The following is a 20734-nucleotide window of genomic DNA, read 5'->3' as shown; positions in this document are numbered from 1 at the left end:
GCCCGAGTCAGGGCTCTACCGAGCAATCGCCGCTGTAATGGCGCTGTTGCGATACTGCAGTCGGTACATAGTGCGATACATCAAAGACCACAAGATGGCTGCGAGATCGCTTCATTCGACAGAGCAAGACTGAAAATCTTGAACCCAATTATTCACTTGTCGGCTAAGGAATCAACCTCTCCGGCTTCGCTACCAAAAGCTTTGGATCGGAGAGCTTCATGTCCGCACTCGAACTGAGGAGGTGGTTTGATGGAGCGACGCGGCCGTAGTCCAGCATCAAAATGGGGCGCGCTTGCCCACCTTGGGAGAGCATCTTGGCCGAGGGAGGCAACGACTAAGGGGTGGCAGAACCAAGCGTCATTTCCGTAGCGACACAAATCCGCCTCGCAGGACGCGTGCACTCTCGTTCGGGTGGTTCTTATCGGCTTAATCCGAAAACCTAAAGTTAAGGCTACTCAACCATCCCAATTGAAGCCTTTTTCAGCGTGTCTTCATCACTTGGTTTGGTCGCGTGGATCTAGACAGCGTTAACTATACAGCTAGGTGGTGCGTGATATCCAATTGAATTATCAGACCTATCGTATACTCCAACTCTCTCTCTTCGTGAGAGACGGCCTCCGCCAGTGCTGTAACACTGCCGAAGGCCTGACCCGCCAAACCTCTTAGGAAGGTCCAACAGGCTATGAACACCAATATCCATATTCCCCCATCCTGCCTAGAACTGAGAACCAGCCTCGGTATCGTTTCGCCGACAGCGCCTCCGCGCCGCTCTGGCTTGCGCGATCCCGGCATAGCCGGTCGTTCGCTTTAAACCCGGCCGCGACAGCTCCCTCAGTTCATTTCATTTTCCGCATCCAGTCGCCCGGGCTGTTGATCAGTCGCGTCATCTTTTCCAGCGCTTCCCTTTGCGCCGGTTCGATGCCGCCTGACCTGCGCTCGTCTTCGCTTCCGATGCGCCAGTTCCAGGATGGAATCCTTCATGTCAATTTCAGATGGCGTGCGCCTTGCCGCGTCCGCAAACCAAGCTTCATCGTCAACACCGTCATCGACAGCGTCATCTCATGCCGTCGACCAACAGCATCGGCTGGTCGTCGATGACGCCATTCGGCAGCTTCGATCCTGCCACTCGGCGAGTACCGATGTGCACTGGCAGTCGGCAGGTTTCATTGCCCTTTCTGCGCAAGTCTTGGCAGCCGAAGGGCGGATGCTCGAACAGCTTCTCCGGGAGAAGGTATCCTCTGAAGCTCGGTTCAAAGTGCTCGATAGCGGCATCGATTTGCCCTTGCTCGATGAGGCTGAGCGCATGCTTGCGTTGAACGAATGGTCGTCACTGTCGAGCTTGGCGGTTGATCCGGATCGAAGGGCGACGCGTCATTATCGTCCCGACCTGATCGTCATTGAGAGAGCGACCAGCCGTGCGATCATTGTCGACGTCATGCGGTCTCTCTCGTCTTACTCCGGCAACAGACAGCTCAATCACCTGAAGAACCGAATGTTGGCGGCGGCCTTGGTCGCGCCGCAGATCCTATACACCGAGCATCAGCGAACTATGGTGACGCGCACCGAGATCGCGATCCTCGATCTGGCCGACAGCCGTGCTTCGTACGGAGACGGCATTTTCGGCATGTGCCACTTGGATGCTCTGCTCGGCATGCCCGGCCTCGCGGCTGATCTGCAGCAATGCCGCGTTGTCTATCGGGCAGCGGTCGACGCCCTTGTGCGAGAGATCGCTGTCGGCACCTTCAGCCTGTCTCGGCTCAGACCGACGGTCGGTTCAGATCCGTCCTCTACCGACGTCGCATCGACCGACGTTGATGACGAAGACGATCTCGGTGACGGCACGAAGCGAATACCACCACACCGCCGGGCCGCGACCATGGCCCCGGTCGGGCTCGCGCGACTGCACCCAGCCAGCGTCAGCATCAGCGCCTGAGGCGCAGGGGCTCGGCCCCTGCCCTCCGCTACTCATCCCTCATCATCCTTTGAACTGCGCCGCGCCCAAAGCGAGCAGCGGCAGCAGCGGAGCTGTGTCATGCAAAATCCAATTAAACTCCCAGTCAAACCCACCCTCGAAGCGGCGTCCGAGAAACGCCTTTCCCGTCGCGTCCGTCCGACATCCGATCCGTCAACCGCTCGCGCTCAACAGCCATGTGGAGCTAGCGATCAAGTCGTCGGGCAAGCACGTCTTGCATCCGGCAAGACCCGTCTCGTTTCTGCGTTGCCGGATGCTGCAGTGCTCATCGGGCTTGCCATGCAATTTGCACGGTTGGGTAATTTCCGCCCAGGCTCTGTTCCGAACGTCATCCTGACGCAGCTCGGATGGCACGGGCTCGCCGGAGATCACGCCGCCCTTCTGGTTCTCAGGCACATCCACAGTCGGGCGCTTCTGTACATCACCGATCCAGACGGACGCGTTCGGCTCCAGCCAAACACCAACAACGCGATCGGAGGTGCAGCATGAAAGCGTACGCGACGTTTCCTCGACACATCACCGATCAGTCGCAGCGGCAGGAGCACAAAGGTTTCATGAGCCTTTCCCGTTTCCTGCGCCGGGCGATGATCGTCCGCGCTCTCCGGAACGAGCGCGAATTTCGCTCTGGCCAACCGGGACGGTTCATCCTGCTCGTGCCGCCGAGTTTTGAGCCCAAAACAATGGTCAGCGCTGCAAGGCGCGCTCTGTCTGAGTGTCAGCGCGATCTCCAGGATTTATTCGAGTATGACGTCGACCCAGTGGATGCCGAGACGTCTTCCATTTGGCTTGAGGATCTGCCCGTCCGGCTGATGGAGATGCCGAGGTATCTGCTCCTGACGCATAGTCTAGATTTCATCCCCCACAGGTGCCGCCTGGGTTTCGACGCTGTGCTGCAGATGCAGCCTCCGACACCGGCGCACTGGCGGGCGGCGCTGAAAGTGTGTCTCGGCCTGGCCGCCACAAACGCGGAGATCGATCGTATTGCGCGCCTGCCGATTGATCTCGTCGCCCTTGCAACGGGGCGGCGGCGATCGGTCAGCGAGATCATCGATGAAGTCGAAGCAGCCATCGCGGAAGACGATGCGAAAGAGGCTCAGTCAAAGGAGCCCAACGCATCATCACGGCAGCCCCGCTTGATGAGCCTTCAGGAACTTTCTGGCTATGGACCTGCGCAAACATGGGGCCTCGACCTCGCGTCTGACCTGACTGCATGGAAAGCCGGAGAGCTCGCCTGGGCAGATGTCGATCGTGGCGTCCTTCTGTGTGGACCTCCCGGGACAGGCAAAACGACTTTTGCAGCGGCACTGTCGAAGAGCTGCGAGGCGCATCTCGTCGCGGCGTCTGTTGCACGATGGCAAGCGACCGGTCATCTCGGTGATCTCCTCAAGGCCATGCGCAAGGATTTTGCGGAGGCCCGCAAACATGCACCGAGCATTCTGCTCATCGACGAGTTCGACTCGATCGGTGACCGCGCAAGGTTCAGTGACCATCACGCCAGCTATTCGATCCAGGTCGTCAACGGTTTGCTTGAATGCATCGACGGGCTTGATGATCGCGAAGGCGTTGTCATTGTCGGGGCATGTAATCACAGCGACGGGATCGACCCCGCGCTTCTGCGCCCTGGACGCCTAGATCGGCAGATCGACATCCCACTCCCTGATGAGACTGCAAGACGAGTGATCTTGCGTGTCCATCAGCCGGATGGGCTGGCAGATGACGTCGTCGAGAAGATCGCGTCCGTGACCGATGGCTGGTCGGGTGCTGACCTCGAAGCGCTCTGTCGCCGAGCGAGGCGACGTGCGCGGAAAGAACGCCGGGCCGTTGTCGTCGGCGATTTCATGGCGGAGCTCCCCGAAGAGATCATCGTGCCCGACGAGCTCGTAGAAGTCATGGCGATCCATGAAGCCGGACATGCTGTGGTGGCGTCTGCACTCGGGCGCGGCGTCGAGTTGATTGAGATCAACCGCACCCTCAGACGCAAACATGCTGGGCCAGGCGGCCATGTCACGATTCAGCAGCAGCCGCTGAAGCGGCGATCACGTGCAAGTTATCTAGAAGAAGTCACCATCCTGATGGCAGGCATCGCAGCGGAGACCGTGTTTTACGGCGAACATGCAGATGGCGCGGGTGCCGTGCCCGGCAGCGATTTGCAGCGGGCAACTGACCTCGCCACGATGATGGAAGCGTGTCTGGGATTTGGGCCATCTTTGGTCTTCCATGACGCACAAGACGCGTTCTCTTTGGATAGACTTCGTCGCTCCGACCTCAAACTCAAAGAGCGCGTGGATGCCGTCCTGAAGAACAGCCTGAAGACCGCAACGGATTTGATCGCTGGTGATCGGCAGTTCGTAAAGTCGATCGCAAGGCATCTGATCCGCCGTGGATCGATGCAAGGTCATGAAGTGAGGCCGCTCATCGAACGGCAACGGAAGGCCGGAAAGCGAAGGGCGGCGATCAAAGCTGTAAACGCAGCATGATCGTGACCCGAGGAGCAAGGCATCGACAGCATATCACTGCTCTTTGGTTGCCCCTCGCCGCCCTGTCCATAGGCAGCGCCTTGAGATTTTTGATTCATCTCTAAACGACGTTTACAGGCCCGGCAAAGTCGACCGCAAGAATGCCAAGTGTTGACATGAAGGCACAGCCGACCTTTGCCGAGGGGCCTTTATCCGACACGTCGGCTCCCTGCCCGATGCCTCTACCAACGCGAAGGCTTGTCCCACACAGCATGGCTATGAAGGCGTTTCGATTTGGGTGCGGGGCAGGCTCAATTGAGATGATGTCTCCGCACATCTTCTCGATGCGTGCTTCGGCGATTCAAAGATCGATATCCGCGATTCTCGACGCGACAAATCCGATTCACAGGCGAACGGCGTTTGCTCATGCCCCGGCATTGACGTGCGGCGGGAAGCTGCCCGAAGGACGCCAAGCAAGTCCGTTCGGTCGAAGGGCAAATGGATGCGTCCGTTCGTTTGGATGGTCCGTTTCGGACGCCGTCCAACCGGCATGCCCGAGCCAGGACGTCAGTGACGGGATACCGGCTGTTGCCGCTCCCGACAGCGATGATTCACGACGTGACTTTGGTGATTCTTCGATGAACGCCGTTTACAGGCTGACCGACGGCTTCGCCTAGCGGCGTCAGTGTTGACATCACGGCCGAATATTCGCGTCCTGAGGATCACGGCTCCTGGGACCGAAAGCCATTTTTGGTCGCTCGCGGCCTGAGCCGACCGACGACAGCAGCTCCTGCAGGTCGTGTTGCCGGAATGCATTTCGATTTGCGGGCACATCCAGACACATCAATCTGATTTCGTACGATTTGCATCGATGTCGCTATTTTTGATTCCGGCCTCGAGAAAACCGATTCACGGAATAAACGCGGTTTGCTGCGAGTGGCTGTTGCAGCACCGCGAGGGCCCTCGACGGATCTTTTGGCAAGCGCAGTCCCTGATTCAAATCGATGGCTCTCGGCATTGCGCCGATGGGATTTTCGGCACACCATTTTTGCAGGGGCATCCCGCCCCTGTGCTTGACAATGACCAACCCACTCATCCTGATCGCGACCGCTTTCAGCTCCCACCACTGCCGAACCGCACGTGCCTGCTATGATCGGCGCACTCCAATTTCCGTCTGCCCCCGTGTCAACATTGGCAAGGGTGGACTGCCCACATGACGAGACCTCCCGGAGCACGGCCGACTGGCACCCGCCAGGCGGCCATCCGACGTCGGCAGCAGCGCGAACGGCAGCAGGCTTACCGTGACGAGATGCGGGAGATGCGACGCCCCGATCGGGACGACGTCGCACGTGTCTGGCTTTGGCGATCGATCCGAATGGCGAAGAAAGCCAAACAGGAACACCGAGACTGGATGTACGAGACGATCTTGGAAACGCTGGCTGGCCAGGGTTTCGATTAGCGCCAAAGCCAGATAGCCCTGGACGAGCTGATCGAGCGCTATGGCCAGGCTGCCAAGCCCCCGTTTCGCAGAAAGCGACACCTGAGCGATATGGCTGACTGACATGAGCAGCCGGGGTTGCCCACCGCGCCCAAGGATTACGAGACGACCTTATAAACGTCGTGCAACACCAATCCCCGCATTCCCCCCGTTACTCCCTGCTTTAGAAACGCGATTCTCCAGATGTGAATCAGAGATATCAGGTGATCCAGGTGCTGCGGCGCTCGGGTCGAGTTGCCATTCCAGCAATGGCGTCATCTGTCAGACCATTCCGATTGCATCGCCCATGCGGTTTGGAGCCGGAGCGATACCGATCAGATGAAGTCGGTCAATCATCCGCACTTCAAGCGAAACTTTCCAAAGAACTCTATCTCGAGCACGGCTGGCAGTTGCCCAACAGGCTGGCCATGTCGGGGGCAGGAGCCCGCTCAACTTCACACTGGCCCAATGGCCGGCACGCCTCCTTAAGATCGAATCGCGTGAGGTCAAACAGATTTGCCAGGACGCCCGGGCGCGTTCTGACAATGCGAAGAGCTTTGGCCGTGCGCTCGCTGAGCGCAGTTCCTATTGATTGCGGTACATGCACAATGCCCGCGAAGCTTCAGCAATTTTCCGAGCTGAGGGTATCAAAGATTGCTCCAGGGCGGGACTGAAAGGGATTGGAGTATCCGGGCGCGTGACGCGCGAGATCGGGGCCTTCAGATAATCAAACCCCCGCTCGGCGATGGTCGCCGCGATTTCAGATGCCGCACTTGCTCGTTGTGGTACTTCGTCCGCAATGACCAGGCGCCCGGTCCGCTTCACTGATGCAAGGATCGTTTCCTCATCGAACGGCACCAACGTCCTTGGATCTATGACCTCGGCCTCGATGCCCTCTTCAGCGAGTTCTACCGCGGCCGCCAACGCATGATGCACACAAATTGACAGAGCCACGATGGTAACGTCACGACCATGTCGTTTGATATCTGCTTTACCAAACGGGATTGGGGTGCGAGACGGTGGCACGTCAGACTCAATGCCCAGTATCTTCGCGTGAGAAAAGATCATTGTGGGATTGGGACTCGCAATAGCTGTTCGGATCAGGCCGTAGACATCGGAGGCCATCGAGGGAATGACAATCTCCACACCAGGAGCATTCCAAAGCATGGCGTGAGGGCTCTGACTATGCTGAGGCGCGCCTGCACCACGAACGCCTTCAAGGCAGTGGTAGGTAACCGGAACCTGAAGTTTGCCACCGGACATGTAATGCCCGTTAGCGGCTTCGTTCACGATCTGAGTCCACGCAAGATAGACAAAGCTGCCGGTCAGCAAATCAACAAAAGGTCGGGCTCCCGCCATTGCAGCACCTGCGCCAACAGAGGCGACGCCGCCTTCGGCTGTCGGTGGGTCTAGCACGCGGTCCGGATACTGATGGCGAAGTTCCTCCGTCAGATGCCGCTCTGGTCCAAGACCCAAAGGCGCACTTCCGATCAGTGTCACCATCCGGTCGTCGGACATACTATCTAGGAGCGCATCCACGAAAGCGGCGGCATAAGTCTTCTGGTGCGGCATTCAGGCGGCTCCCTGCGCGAACACGAAATCTGTGGCTGTAGCGAGTTCGGGGTAAGGCGACTGGTGGACCCGCTCCACGACTGCTCTCATGTGGGCTTGGGTCTGCTCGTCAAGCAGTTCGATCTGCATCCGAGCTGAGTGATCGTCCTGCAAAATTTGCCGCGCAAGTTTGAGCACAGGATCGTTATGGCGATACCAGTATGAATGTGGACCGTCATCGATCTTGGTTCGTCCCGTTGCCATGCCGATGTCGGTGATGCCGGTGGCAAGCTCAGGCCAGAGCGGCGCGCTGCCAGCCCAGCGGCGGGTCACCGTTTCGATAAAAAGGGGCCCCTTGCCCGCACGGCAATGCGCCGCCGCATGAGCAACTACACGATGCACCTCTTCGACTTCGGTTCCATCAACTCTGATAGCTTCGATGCCGAGCGACCCAGGGATGCTGCGCAGATCATTGGCAGCGTGCACCAGCGTTGGATAGCCGCCTTTGGCCATGCCAAGCGCATCGGCGCTGTTGTTCTCGCAGATGAAGATCACTGGCAAGCCCCAGAGAGCGGCGATATTGAGGCACTCGAACGCGATACCCTCCTCCAGCGCCCCGTCACCGAAAAACGCAGCAGTCAGACTGCCATCTCCCTTCAGCTTACAAGCATATCCGCCGCCGGCCGCAAGCCCGACTACACTGCCGACCACACCGGAGGTCTGCAGAAAGCCGAGCTCGGGATCGCACAGATGTATCGTGCCGCCTCGGCCGCGATTGATGCCATTGGCCCTCCCCATGATTTCAGCCAGACATGCTTCCGGATCTGCGCCTCGCGCTAATACATGGCCGTGGTTGCGGTGCGTCGTTGCAATCTTATCGCTCGGACCAAGGGCCGCCATAGCGCCGACGCCCGTCGCCTCTTGGCCGATATAAAGATGGTAGTGCCCGGGAAAGGCCTTTTCGGCGCCGGCAGTAGCGACCGCTTCCTCGAAGCGGCGGATCAACATCATCTGCTTCAGGAACGTCCAGCGGCGCTGTCGGATTTCATCATTCATGGGCTGTCGTCCTCTCGATCCGGCCAGCGATGACCGACCAGCAGTTCTTTGACCTTTGCCACGATCCGGCTCTCGTCGGGCTGAACCAGCGGCTCGAGCGTTCGGCTGATCGGTACGGGGATGTTCTCAGCGCAAAGCCGCATCACTGGGGCGTCGAGCCAATCAAATGCGGCTTCGTTGATGCTTTGGGCGATTTCCGCGCCGGCGCCGTATTGCTGCGCACCGCCATCGACAACCAGCGCGCGGTTGGTGCGCCTGACCGAGCACGCGATGGTCTCGACGTCGAGCGGCAGAAGCGTGCGCGGATCGACAACCTCAATCTCGATACCATCCTCTGATAGGCGCTCGGCGGCCTTCAGCGCATGTTGTACCATCCGCCCGACAGCGACGACGGTGAGGTCTCGGCCTCCACGCGCGACGACCGCCTGGCCAAGAGGAACGAGCGAGGTCTCGCCCACTGCTACCGGGCCTTTGAGACCGTAGAGCATGCGGTCCTCGAAGATGAGCACCGGGTTTGCGTCGCGGATCGCCGATTTGTAGAGACCCTTCGCGTCCGCAGGGGTGGAAGGTACGGCAACCTTCAACCCTGGAACGTGGCATGCCCAAGCGTACAGCGACTGCGAGTGCTGCGGCCCCAGGCTGGAGCCCGTGCCCATCGTCGTGCGCACGACGAGCGGTACGGTGAACTGGCCATTCGACATATATGCTACCTTGGCCGCCTGATTGACGAGCTGATCCATGATCAGCGTCATGAAGTCGCCGAACATCACCTCAAAGACCGGCCGCATGCCGGTCATCGCGGCGCCGACAGCCATCCCGAACGCTCCCGGCTCTGATATCGGTGTATCGATGACCCGCTCGGCGCCGAATTCGATGAAAAGGCCCTCGGTCTGCTTGAAGACGCCGCCGGCCTTGCCGATGTCTTCGCCCATGAGAAAGACGCCGGCATCGTTTCGCATCTCTTCCGCCAATGCGTCGATGATCGCGCTGCGATAGGTGCTGATGGACGTCTCAGCCATGAAGCTGAACCCTCAGGTCGAGGCTTTCCGGTGCAGGAGAGGCCTTCGCGAACTGAACTGCCGCCTGAATCTCCTCCTCGACGGACGCCTCGATGTCCTGAAGCACCGCGGGCGAGGCGATTTCAGCCGCTTTTAAGTGCATGGCGAGCTTCGGGATGGGATCGCGATCGCGCCAGAGCCGCGCATCTTCCTCGCTCTTGTAATCCTGCCTGTCGCCGGCGTGGTGTCCGCCGAACCTGTAAGTGTTGCAGAGAAGAAACGATGGGCCGCCGCCTCGGCGGGCGCGGTCGCGGGCTTCAACAAAAGCGGCACTGACCGCAAGAACATCCATTCCGTCGACCTCGACCGAGGGGATGTCGTAGACTTGCCCGCGCGATAGAAGGCTCTGACCGGCGGTCACATCCTCTGTTGCCGTGAATTCACCGAAGCCGTTGTTCTCACAAACGAAGACGACTGGCAGCGACCAGATAGCAGCCATGTTCATGCATTCGGGAACGAGGCCTTGATTGAGAGCGCCATCCCCGAAATATGCGACTGCGATCTGCTCCGTGCCCCGGGCCTTGGCTGACAGCGCGGCGCCGGCGGCAAGTGGGATGCCGCCGCCGACGATGCCGTTTGTGCCGAGATTGCCGTTCTCCCGATCAAAGATGTGCATGGAGCCCGACCGGCCGCCGCAATAGCCGGTTTGTCGACCCAGTATTTCGGCCATTAGCAGATGGGGCCGCGCGCCCTTGGCAAGGCAATGTCCGTGCCCGCGGTGGTGACTGGCGATGTAGTCGTCCTTGCGAAGATGCATGCAGGTGCCCGCATTGGTGGCTTCCTGTCCTGCGCAAAGATGGACGAGGCCCGGGACGAGGCCACCCTGCGACAATGAGCGAACCTGTTCCTCAAAATACCTGATCAGCAACATCATCCGATAGGTTTCGACCAGGAATTTACGCCGCAGATGGTCATGCTCATCAGCCGGTGGAGCGGAAGACGTGATCACCAGACCGGCTCCGAAATGTCGCCGGATGTACCCTCGCGAAGCTGGAGCCGCAGCTCGTGGCCGTCGAGATAAGTGGCCTCGCCTCTCAAGAGCGTATCTTCGAAATAAATCCAGAGGCTCATGGGAATGAGCAGCGTCTTTCCGGTTGCTGGCGCGCCGAAGAATTCGCCGGTGGGTGCGCCTGAAAAATAGCCGTTGCCCACGATCACATCGTCGGAGATCACCCATCGCTTGGCGAAAAAGCCCTGGCCGGAAAAAGTTTCCATACGCCGCTTGTAGAATGCTCGAACTTCGTCGAAGCCGCGCACGTTCAAACCGGTTGCATACATGATCTGAAACGGATCGTTGCGCGTCATTGTTGCCATGGTCGCGTCAAGATCACCCGACCATTCCGCTACCGTGTGCTCTTCGAGGCGTCGCCAGTTCGCGTCAGCCTTGGCACCGCCCGCCATAATGCGTTCGGCGGAAAAATCGAAGGGGCCGGTATCAACCATCGTCGTTCTCCTTGACTGTCTTCGTTCAGTAGGCACGCTGGCCGCCATCGACCGGGATGACGGCACCTGAAATGCCGGAGGCAGCGCGTGAACAGAGAAAGGCGACCACCGCGGCCACCTCCGCCGGCGTCACCAGCCGCCCGAAAGGAGTCAGCTTTTCCAAAGCCTGATTGCCACCTTGCCTCGCTCTTGCTTCAATGCCGGCACCGCGCATGGGCGTGCTCAGATAACCGGGCTGCACACAATTCACGCGAACTTCGCGTTCGGCGAGCGCAATGGCAAAAGACCTGGTCATCGCCTCGATGCCGCCCTTTGTTGCTTGATAGGCAAAGGCATTACGGGTGCGGCCCATTGATGCCGTCACGCTGGACAGGTTTACGATGGCGCCGCCATCGACAATTTTTGGGCCCGCTTCAGCGCAAAGACGCGCGACGCTCAACAGATTGATGTCGACGATCTTGGAAAAAGCTGCGGTGTCGAAATCGGGGAAAGCCGTTTCGACCATGACCCCGTGAGCATTGATTAGTGCAGTGAGGCGGCCCATGCCAGCAGCTGTTTCCACGGCTTCCGCGACACTCGCAACCGATGTGACGTCGATCTGCCGGTAGATCACTCCATCCAGATCCTCGGACGGCGCCTCGATGTCGCAGGAGAGGCACGACCAACCTTCGGCGGCCAGGATGCGGCAGGTCTCAAGCCCAATTGATCCGGCACCACCTGCAACGAGTGCGACTCTCGGCAGATCAGCCATTGATTTCGCCCGTCAGGGTCTGGCCATCCACATAAACCGTCTCTCCAAGGATCAGACCATCACGAAAATCGACGACAATAATGGCCGGCGCTGAAAGCAATTTGGCAGTTATTTTGACCTGACCGAAGCTGCCGCGAGGTTCGACCGTGAGCGTTCCTTCCACATGAATGCAGTCCTCCGTCACGATAACGCGATCGAAATGCTTCATTGCGGGTCCTGGCCAACTGCTAAAGCGGCTTAGGTAATATTCCCGCACCGCTTCGCGACCGTTCACGTCGACCCCAAACGCCGGAATACGCTGCCACGGATTCTTTGGGTGGATGGTCGCCATTGTTGCTTCGATGTCGCCGTTCCACTCCACGAGGAAATGGCGCTCCATCATCATTTTGTTGCTGCGCGCAGCCTCAGTGTTCGCGATGAAGAAGCTGCCACGCACCCAGCGCTCAAGCCGCACGTCATCAGCGGTGAAGGTTACCATCGGATATGTCCTCCCGCGCAGAGGCTATGGCCGAGAGCAAAGTTTCAGCAAATTCAAAAAAGGAATTGTCCGTATTGACGTGGCGAATATAAATCGGTTGCGACAGATGAGGCCGTACGATGCATAATCCCAACACGTTCGACCTGAACTTATTGAGGGTGTTTGATGCACTGCTGCGTGAAGGCAGCGTTTCGGCCGCAGCAAACCGCGTCGGCCTCTCGCAGCCGGCGGTGAGCAACGCGCTGCAGCGCCTGCGCATGATCTTAGGAGACCCGCTGTTCGTCCGCACTCGTCGCGGCATGGAGCCAACTGCGTTTGCGCTGCGGCTTTGTGATCCCGTCCAACAGGGATTGTCACAGATACGATCGGGACTTTCCCAGGTCGTCACCTTTGATCCGATGACATCGGAGCGCACCTTCACCCTGTTGATGAACGACGTTGGCGCCGCCGCCTTCCTGCCTGAAGTGATGCGCAAGCTGGCGCTAGCCGCGCCGCGGGTAAACATGCGCGTAACGGAACTCGACCATGCCGATTACGAGGATAGTCTCGATCGGGGCGAGGCGGATCTGGCGATCGGCCGGGTGATGCTGTCGAGCAGCTTCTGCTCGGAATATCTGGTCAAGAGCGTGTATGTCGCGGTTCTCCGTAGCGATCATCCGGCATTACGCCGACGTCGCGGCGTCAGGCCGGAGCTGACGGAAGAAGCATATGTTTCAGCGCCTCACGTCATTGTTAGCCCGCGGGGCGCGACGGGCAATCTCGTTGAGCGGGCGCTTTATCAGCGCCGGCCGGACCCACGCATCGTGCTCGATGTGCCGCATGCGACATCATTGATGAACATTCTGCCCGGCACGGACCTCGTCGCGACCGTGCCCGATCGCTGCGTCGCTTTCCTCTGCCGCGACAGGCGGTTAACTTGGGCGCACATTCCGATCTCGCTCGAGCCTAACATGGTCTATCAGTGGTGGCACAAGCGCCAAGACTACGATGCCGGACACCGCTGGCTTCGCTCCTTCACCGCCGAGGCCATTCGCATCGACACCAGATAATGCGTTGCGGAAACCAGTATTCACGCTGTGAATGGGATTTATTCGCTATTGCAATTTGCCTGACATGGCAGAAATCCTCACCATCCGCTTCGATCCGTCCGTCGCCGTGGAGGAGACATCGCTTCGGTGGGATCTTGGAGGAAGCCGGCCTTTCGCGCGTGCGTTTCCGGCTGACAAGCTTGGGAGGATCATGCCCGTGAGTATCCGTATTTCCGTCGCGGCGCTCAGCGCTGCCTGTGCCATGTCGCTCGCCTTGCCGGCCAGCGCCCAGACGACGCTGGAGATCAGCGTCTATCACAACGAACAGGACAATTTTGGCGACACGATGCGCTGGTGGATCGACGAGATCGCCGCCCGCACCGAGGGCCGGATTGTCATCGAGCCGGTCTATAACGGCGCGCTAGCCAAGGTCACCGAAACCCTCGACGCAGTTCGCGACGGCGTTGTGCCGATGGGCATCGGTCTCGCCTCCTTCATGTCCGGCGCGGTGCCGGCGCTCGGCTATGCCGAGATGATCGGCGGGCTGCCGGCGACCGCAGAGGATGCCAGCGCGGCCTTTGTCGAAATCTGGCCGGACGTCACAGCAGCATTGGAACCCCAGGGCGTCGTGCCATTGTGGGGCCAGACGGCGTTCGGAACCGGCGTGATCTGCCGCGACGGGTTCCTGCAGTCAGCGGAAGACTGGCAGGGGCAAACGGTGCGTGCCGCAGGCCGCTGGCAGTCCAAGCAGGTGGAAGCGATGGGCGCGAGCCCGGTGCCAATCGACACCGGTGAGATCTATGTCGCCCTGCAGAACGGCACCGTAAACTGCGCCCTGATGAACCCGACCGTGACCGCAGCTTTGCGCCTCTACGAGGTGGCTCCTTATTACACCAACCTCAACCTGCCGTCGAACATCGTCACCTACATGATCAACCGGGATATCTGGAACGATCTTTCGGAGGAAGATCGCGCGATCATTGAGGAGGTCTCGGCCGAGGCGACGGTCCGTGCTGTACCCTACATCATGGAAAAGATGGACGAGCAGATCGCCGCCATCGAAGCGGGTGGGGGTCAGGTTCACGTGGGTACCCAGAAAGAAACCCAGGCGTTTCTCGATGCTTCGCTTCCGATCTTCGAGGAGATCGGAGCGGCGAGCGGCGATGTAGGCATTTCACTGGAAGAGAAGCTGAGCGTCTACTGGTAGCACGACGATGAACGGTGCGCCGGAATGGTTCAAGCACTATGAGCGGGCGGTGAAGTCGGTCAATCGCGCTTTCGCCGCCGCCGCTTCCCTGCTGACTCTGATCATCGTGATGCTGGTTCTTCTAGCCGTTGCGACCCGCATCGGCGGATCGCCAGCGCTCTGGCCTTACGACGTTGCCCAGTTCACGCTTGTCTATGTCGTGTTTTTGGCCATGGCGCCGGCGCTGGAGAGCGGCCATCATGTCGTCGTCGAACTCTTCGACGGCTTGGTGCCGGGCACGATCCGACCATTCGTCGGCCACGTCGCCATGGCGCTCGTGATCCTCTTCGGCGCGATCTTTCTCTGGCACCTCTACCGGGTGACGGCGCGTGCTTTCGACGACGACCGGCTAGCGGTCGCGGCGATCCCGATCCCCTTGAAATGGGTCTATCTGATCGGCCCGATCGGCATTGCGCAATTCATCCTGACGGCGCTGATGGGCTTCGGACGGGCGACCTGGCCGTCCGCTGCTGCGTTTACCGCGCGTCCCGATCATTGAAGCCAACTGGACGCTGAGGTAGCGGAGAGACCCATGGAAGCGATCGTTTGGTTTGCGAGTTTTGTCGCTTCTTTGATATTGCTGATGGCCGTGAGGGTGCCAGTCGCCGTGGGAATGGGCCTGATCGGGATCGCCGCAACATGGATTTTCGTGTCCGGCGGCGCTGTCAGCCAACTGGCCAATATCGCTTACTCTCAGTCAGCAAGCTTCATTCTCGTCGTAGTGCCACTTTTCATCCTGATGGGTGAAGTGATCGCCCTCAGCGGCCTCGGAACCTCGCTTTTCAGGGCCGCTGCAATTTGGACAAGACGCCTGCCAGGCGGACTTGCGGTGGGGACCATCGGCGCCTGTGCGGGCTTTGCCTCTGTTTGCGGGTCTAGCCCTGTCACGGCGGCAACGATCGGCGCCATCTCGGTACCTGAGATGATCCGAAATGGCTACAGTCGGCGGCTCGCCTTTGGAGCGACGGCGGCCGGCGGCACTCTCGGCATCCTTATCCCGCCCTCGGTGCCTATGATCCTCTATGGCGTGATCACCGAAACATCGATCGGCAAACTATTCGTCGCTGGCATCCTGCCTGGCATCATGATGGCATGTCTTCTTTGTGCACTCATCGTCATCCAGGTGATGCTGAAACCAGAGATCGCGCCACGTGTCACAAGACGAGTGCCAATCGTGGAGAAGATGCGTGCATCCGGCGAGGCAGCCCCCGTTGTTCTGATTGCGCTCGCAGTAATCGTTTCGATCTACTTCGGATTTGCAACCCCTACCGAGGCCGGAGCTGTTGGCGCGGCTGCCGCCATTGTCACTGCGTTGGCAATGCGGAAACTAAGGATCAGCCTGCTGGCCCGCGCACTCGACAACACGGTGCGTACAACCGCAATGTTCATGCTCCTTCTAATTGGGGGCCTATTCTCGTCCTTTGCGCTGACACGCCTTGGCGTACCGCAAGAGATGTCTAATTTTCTGACTTCGCTAGACGTTGCGCCTTGGATCATCATCGTCGTCATTAACGTCTTCCTGCTGATCCTTGGCATGTTTCTGGACCCGCTAAGCATCCTTGTGATTGTCGTGCCAATCTTCCTGAAGGCAGTCGTCGCGCTCGGCTACGATCCGATATGGTTCGGCATCATCATCACCATTCAGATCGAGATCGCTGCTATTACCCCACCACTCGGCTTCAACCTATTTGTTTTGAAGCGCGTGGTCCCTGATGGCGTTTTCTCCGACATTGTTGGTGGATCATTAATCTTTGTTATCCCGTTGCTCATTGGCATAGCCCTATTGATGGCCTTCCCCCAGATCGCACTATTCCTGCCGGGCCTGATCTAACTTAGCTTCAGGATGGCCCCACGGGCCACTGCTCACAAGATTGAGCTCGTGGTCGCCAATCCCTAACCAGCATGTCTCCCCACAACTCGCCGCTTTTCATGTCCCTCTAGTCAATCGATCAATGCGGTTTGATGCGACGGCGAAGACGCCCGTCAATGATGTGCGCGCGATACCCTCAACACTATAGAGAGGGATACATCTATATATTTGACTGATCGTTCTCGACACGCGATTCCTCTCCTGTTGTCAGGGAGGCAGTCTTATGGAGCGGATTACTCAGGCTGAGCGAATGCTCATCGGCGGGGAACTGGTTGAGGGCGGGAGCGGTGAATGGTCCACTTCGGTCAACCCGGCCACCGAAGAACCTATCGGTCGCGTACCAGTTGCTACGCGTGATGACGTGGAGCGCGCCGTGGTCGCCTCAGAGCAGGCGTGGCCCGAGTGGGCGGCGCGCACACCGATGGAACGCGCTCAAGTCATGAACAGGTTTGCCGACGCGATCGCGGCGCGGGCGGACGAGATTTTGCGCGTGGAGGTGACGGACACCGGCAACACGATCCGTCCGATGCGGATGATCGACGTTCCGACTGCGGTCGAGTCCCTGCGCTACTATGCCGGCCTTGGTCCGGATCTCCGCGGCGAAACGATACCCGCCACGCGCGATCATATCCATATGACGATGCATGAGCCCTATGGGGTGGTGGCGCGCATTGCCCCATTCAATCATCCGGTGATGTTTGCTGTCGCGCGAACTGCCGCAGCGTTGGCAGCCGGCAATGCAGTGATTGTCAAGCCTCCGGAGACGTCGCCACTGTCGGCCATGATCCTTGCTGAGATCGCCAAGGAAGTTCTTCCGGCCGGTCTATTCAACATCGTCACCGGCGACGGGCGCGGCGCCGGCGATGCCATCGTTCGACATCCGCGCATCAAGCGCATCGCCTTCATTGGTTCACCGGTCACCGGCCGCGCCATCCAGCGCGCCGCAGCCGAGGTAACGGTCAAGCACATCTCGCTGGAGCTCGGCGGCAAGAACCCGATGATCGTCTTTCCCGACTGCGATCCGGAGAAGATCGCCGATGCGGCCGTCGCCGGCATGAACTTCTCCTGGCAGGGTCAAAGCTGCGGATCGCTGAGCCGGCTTCTTCTGCACGAAGACATCCATGATCGTGTGCTCAAGGCAGTTGTCGAACGGGTATCCGCCCTAAAGCTCGGTGATCCGTTGAGCGAAACCACAGATGTCGGGCCGGTCAATTCCGAGGTGCACATGAAGCGCATCCTCGAGCATTGCGCCGCCGCGGACGCCGACGGAGCGCGCAAGATGCTCGGCGGCGGAAGGCCGGCCGGCAAGCAATTCGAAAAGGGGTATTGGGTCGCACCCACCGTCTATGCCGACATCACGCCAGCGCATAGGCTTTGGCAAAACGAAGTGTTCGGCCCGGTGCTCGCCGTCAGCAAATGGAAGTCCTTCGACCAGGCTGTGGAAATGGCCAATTCCACCGAATACGGACTGACCGGGGCGATCTGGACGAACGATATCCGCGATGCGCTCCGCATGGCGCGCAAGGTCCGCTCGGGTCATTTGTGGATCAACGGAGCCAGCATGCACTTCCTCGGCGTCCCATTCGGCGGGATGAAGACCAGCGGCGTCGGCCGCGAGGAAGGCCGCGAAGAACTCTACAGCTACACCGAGACCAAAACCATCAACATCATGCTCTGACGGGATCGCCATGCAGGACAAGACACAGAACCAGACGCCTGAATGGGGCTCCGACGTTATCGCTGAGACGCTAAGCGCGCTCGGCCTGCGCTACATCGCACTCAACCCGGGCGCCAGTTATCGCGGCATCCATGACAGCCTGGTGAATTTCACCAATGACGACCCGGAAATTCTCCTTTGCATCCATGAGGAAGCGGCCGTCGCAATCGCCCACGGCTGGGCCAAGATCACCGGCCGGGCAATGGCCGTAGCGCTTCATTCAAATGTCGGGCTGATGCACGGTTCGATGGGCATCTTCAACGCGTTCTGTGACCGGGTGCCAATGATGGTGATCGGGGCGACGGGACCACTCGATGCTGCCAAGCGGCGGCCTTGGATCGAGTGGATCCATACCGCGCAGGACCAAGGCGCATTGGTACGCGACTTCATCAAGTGGGACGATCAACCCGGCAGCGTCGCGGCAGCACGTGAGGCCTTGCTTCAGGGCACTGCTATCGCGGAAACCGCCCCGCGCGGCCCCGTGTACGTCAACGTTGATGCGGCGCTTCAGGAAGAGAAAGTCGTGACGGCACTGGCTCCGATCGATGTTCGCCGTCGCGGCGCACCAGTTTCAACAGACCCGGCTGCAGAACTCGTTGCGTCAGCTGTCGCAATGCTTGGAGATGCAAAGAACATCGTGATGCTGATGGGCCGGATGTCGCGCGACTTAGACGACTGGACCCGCCGCATCGCATTGGCCGAACATCTTGGCGCCCGCGTGATCACGGATTTTAAGACCGGATCGACCTTTCCGACAGTTCACCCTGCGACTGTTGGCAAAGCAGGTTACTTTCCCGATGCCGATGCAAAGGCTGCGATTGCTGCCACCGATCTGATCATCAATCTGGACTGGCTGGATTTCGGCGGAACATTGCGGTCGGTCTTCATCGATGGGGTCGTGCCTGCGAAGATCATCTCGGCATCGCTCGACAGTTACGCCCATCGCGGCTGGTCGAAGGATGGCGGCGCGCCGTTTCCGGCAGACATCGCCTTCATGAACGAGCCGGACCGCGTGATTGCGGCGCTCGCTGCGGCTCTGGGCCTTCCGGAAGCCACCTCGCCCGGTCTGCCTGAGCAGCCGGAACTGCCGACTGGCGATATACTGACGCCACAGGACATTGCCGCTCTCCTGCGTTCAAAGCTTGATGCTCACAGGCCCTGCCTCATCCGTGGACCATTGAGCTGGACAGGAGCGGACTGGCCGGTCGACCATCCGCTCGGCGCACTCGGCTACGACGGTGGTGGCGGTATCGGCTCAGGCTGCGGCATGGCCGTCGGCGCGGCGCTCGCGCTGCGCGATACAGAAAGCGACCGGCTGCCGTTGGCGGTACTCGGCGATGGCGACTTCCTGATGAATGCATCCGCTCTCTGGACCGGCATCAACAAGAACGTTCCGCTTCTCGTTATCGTTCTCAACAACCGCTCCTTCTACAATGACGAAGTGCACCAGGAGACCGTCGCCAAGCACAGGAGTCGCCCACCCGAAAACAAGCACGTGGGCATCGTCATGAATGATCCAGATATCGACATTAGCGCCATCGCTCGCGGGTTCGGCGCCTTCAGTCCTGGATTGGTACGTGGTGCCGATGCGCTGCTTCGGACGCTGGACGAGGCGCTCGCCGTCGTAGCCGATGGCGGAACCGCAGTCATAGAAATCGACACAGCAAAGGGTTATGCGCCTTCCATGGTCGGGGCTCTGCGCAGCGGTTCCTGACCCTTTAACCCGCGGCTCAGCTCTTCCATCAGCGATACCTGGAAATGGGAGAGCTGCTTGCCCCGTCTCTTGACGAGATAGACGGGGACCCGCAGTTCCATTCCCGGCGTCATGATCACGCGCAGCGTACCCGCGTCCAACTCGTCAGATACGGATGAACGAAACAGAAAGGCGGCGCCAGCGCCGGCGCGCACCGCCTGCTTGATGGACTCGGCGTGCCCGAATTCCATGGCGATGTGCTCACGTTTCACGCCGTAGCGCGCAAGACAATGCTCTTCGATCTCGCGTCGAGGCGTACCGGATTGCGCGGTGATGAAGGGCAGCTTGGTCAGTTGGGATGAACTGAGGTTGCTGCCACCGATATTCGATTTGCTGGATGCGACGAGGATGAGTTCCTCGTCCATGACCTTGTCGACCTCAAGACCCGCAGTCTCGTGGCGTGGATCCAGAATAGTATAGGCGAAATCGCAGTCACCGATATGGACGGCGTCCGTTACCGACACCGGCGTCGCCACACGCACCGAGATCTCTCCCTTCGGATAGATTTCGTGGAACTGCGAGATCAAACCCGGCAGAACATAGGAGCCGAGCGTCATGGATGCGCCTACGGTTGCTTTGCCGACGAATCCGCGCTGAAAATCGGCCATTTCGCGTTCCATTTCGCGTGTGCGGCTCACGATCTCACGTGCCCAGCTATAGACCCGTTGCCCCTCCTCCGTAAGGGTGACTTTACGTCCTGTCCTTCCCGTTAGGGGCGCGCCAAACTTCTCAGCAAGCGCCTTCACATGCGCCGAGACGACCGGCTGAGCGATGCCCATACGCTCCGCGGTACGCGAGAAGCTGCCGAGTTCCACAACGAGACAGAACACCTCAAGTTTATGGATCGAGATCTGCGAGATCAATGAGCGCATGATAGC

17 protein-coding genes are annotated in these 20734 nt (G+C 59.6%); 9 read left to right on the top strand and 8 right to left on the bottom strand.

Annotated elements, in window-relative coordinates; all coding sequences use genetic code 11:
- Positions 1-1204 precede the first annotated feature (1204 nt).
- From D5400_RS03770 to D5400_RS03760, 3 genes are all read left to right on the top strand, one after another.
- Positions 1205-1933 (top strand): hypothetical protein, encoded by a 729-nt coding sequence (locus D5400_RS03770; RefSeq protein WP_126007800.1) that lies wholly within the window; start codon positions 1205-1207, stop codon positions 1931-1933.
- 524 nt (positions 1934-2457) lie between these two features.
- Complete coding sequence (locus tag D5400_RS03765) at positions 2458-4449, top strand: AAA family ATPase (protein WP_164527774.1); 1992 nt, start codon at positions 2458-2460, stop codon at positions 4447-4449.
- A 1192-nt stretch (positions 4450-5641) separates the two neighbouring features.
- Positions 5642-5887 (top strand): hypothetical protein, encoded by a 246-nt coding sequence (locus D5400_RS03760; protein WP_126007796.1) that lies wholly within the window; start codon positions 5642-5644, stop codon positions 5885-5887.
- A 603-nt stretch (positions 5888-6490) separates the two neighbouring features.
- Here D5400_RS03760 and D5400_RS03755 read toward each other — a convergent pair.
- From D5400_RS03755 to D5400_RS03725, 7 genes are read right to left on the bottom strand one after another with little or no spacing between them, the layout of a single operon-like run.
- On the bottom strand, positions 6491-7477 hold the full coding sequence (locus D5400_RS03755; RefSeq protein WP_126007794.1) for an alpha-ketoacid dehydrogenase subunit beta: 987 nt from the start codon (positions 7475-7477) through the stop codon (positions 6491-6493).
- Positions 7478-8512: a thiamine pyrophosphate-dependent dehydrogenase E1 component subunit alpha gene (locus D5400_RS03750; RefSeq protein WP_126007792.1), complete on the bottom strand. Its 1035-nt coding sequence runs from the start codon at positions 8510-8512 to the stop codon at positions 7478-7480.
- Positions 8509-9531: an alpha-ketoacid dehydrogenase subunit beta gene (locus tag D5400_RS03745; protein ID WP_126007790.1), complete on the bottom strand. Its 1023-nt coding sequence runs from the start codon at positions 9529-9531 to the stop codon at positions 8509-8511. The genes D5400_RS03750 and D5400_RS03745 overlap by 4 nt, the downstream gene beginning before the upstream one ends.
- Positions 9524-10519, bottom strand: coding sequence for a thiamine pyrophosphate-dependent dehydrogenase E1 component subunit alpha (locus D5400_RS03740; protein ID WP_245451417.1), 996 nt, complete (start codon positions 10517-10519; stop codon positions 9524-9526). The genes D5400_RS03745 and D5400_RS03740 overlap by 8 nt, the downstream gene beginning before the upstream one ends.
- Positions 10516-11013, bottom strand: a complete 498-nt coding sequence (locus tag D5400_RS03735) for a nuclear transport factor 2 family protein (protein WP_126007788.1) — start codon at positions 11011-11013, stop codon at positions 10516-10518. Before D5400_RS03735 ends, D5400_RS03740 begins: the two co-directional genes overlap by 4 nt.
- Before the next feature lie 25 nt (positions 11014-11038).
- On the bottom strand, positions 11039-11764 hold the full coding sequence (locus tag D5400_RS03730) for an SDR family NAD(P)-dependent oxidoreductase (protein WP_126007786.1): 726 nt from the start codon (positions 11762-11764) through the stop codon (positions 11039-11041).
- Complete coding sequence (locus D5400_RS03725; RefSeq protein ID WP_126007784.1) at positions 11757-12242, bottom strand: nuclear transport factor 2 family protein; 486 nt, start codon at positions 12240-12242, stop codon at positions 11757-11759. The genes D5400_RS03730 and D5400_RS03725 overlap by 8 nt, the downstream gene beginning before the upstream one ends.
- A gap of 119 nt (positions 12243-12361) precedes the next feature.
- On the opposite strand from D5400_RS03725, the gene D5400_RS03720 reads away from it, so the two are divergent.
- From D5400_RS03720 to D5400_RS03695, 6 genes are all read left to right on the top strand, one after another.
- Positions 12362-13291 carry a LysR family transcriptional regulator gene (locus tag D5400_RS03720; RefSeq protein WP_126007781.1) on the top strand — a complete coding sequence of 310 codons (930 nt, stop codon included), beginning with the start codon at positions 12362-12364 and terminating at the stop codon, positions 13289-13291.
- Between the two features lie 196 nt (positions 13292-13487).
- Positions 13488-14477, top strand: a complete 990-nt coding sequence (locus D5400_RS03715) for a TRAP transporter substrate-binding protein (RefSeq protein WP_164527773.1) — start codon at positions 13488-13490, stop codon at positions 14475-14477.
- A 7-nt stretch (positions 14478-14484) separates the two neighbouring features.
- The gene (locus D5400_RS03710) at positions 14485-15015 is read left to right on the top strand and encodes a TRAP transporter small permease (protein WP_126007776.1); all 531 of its coding nucleotides are present in this window, start codon (positions 14485-14487) and stop codon (positions 15013-15015) included.
- Positions 15016-15048: 33 nt separating this feature from the next.
- The gene (locus D5400_RS03705) at positions 15049-16347 is read left to right on the top strand and encodes a TRAP transporter large permease (RefSeq protein WP_126007774.1); all 1299 of its coding nucleotides are present in this window, start codon (positions 15049-15051) and stop codon (positions 16345-16347) included.
- A gap of 262 nt (positions 16348-16609) precedes the next feature.
- Entirely contained in the window at positions 16610-18064 is a 1455-nt protein-coding gene (locus D5400_RS03700) for an aldehyde dehydrogenase family protein (protein ID WP_126007772.1), read from the top strand.
- A 10-nt stretch (positions 18065-18074) separates the two neighbouring features.
- Positions 18075-19817 carry a thiamine pyrophosphate-binding protein gene (locus D5400_RS03695; RefSeq protein ID WP_126007770.1) on the top strand — a complete coding sequence of 581 codons (1743 nt, stop codon included), beginning with the start codon at positions 18075-18077 and terminating at the stop codon, positions 19815-19817.
- Here D5400_RS03695 and D5400_RS03690 read toward each other — a convergent pair.
- Positions 19775-20728, bottom strand: coding sequence for a LysR family transcriptional regulator (locus D5400_RS03690; RefSeq protein ID WP_126007768.1), 954 nt, complete (start codon positions 20726-20728; stop codon positions 19775-19777). The genes D5400_RS03695 and D5400_RS03690 overlap by 43 nt on opposite strands.
- Positions 20729-20734 lie beyond the last annotated feature (6 nt).

Source organism: Georhizobium profundi, from assembly GCF_003952725.1.
Classification (GTDB): Bacteria; Pseudomonadota; Alphaproteobacteria; order Rhizobiales; family Rhizobiaceae; genus Georhizobium; species Georhizobium profundi.
This window is presented reverse-complemented; position numbering and strand designations above follow the sequence as displayed.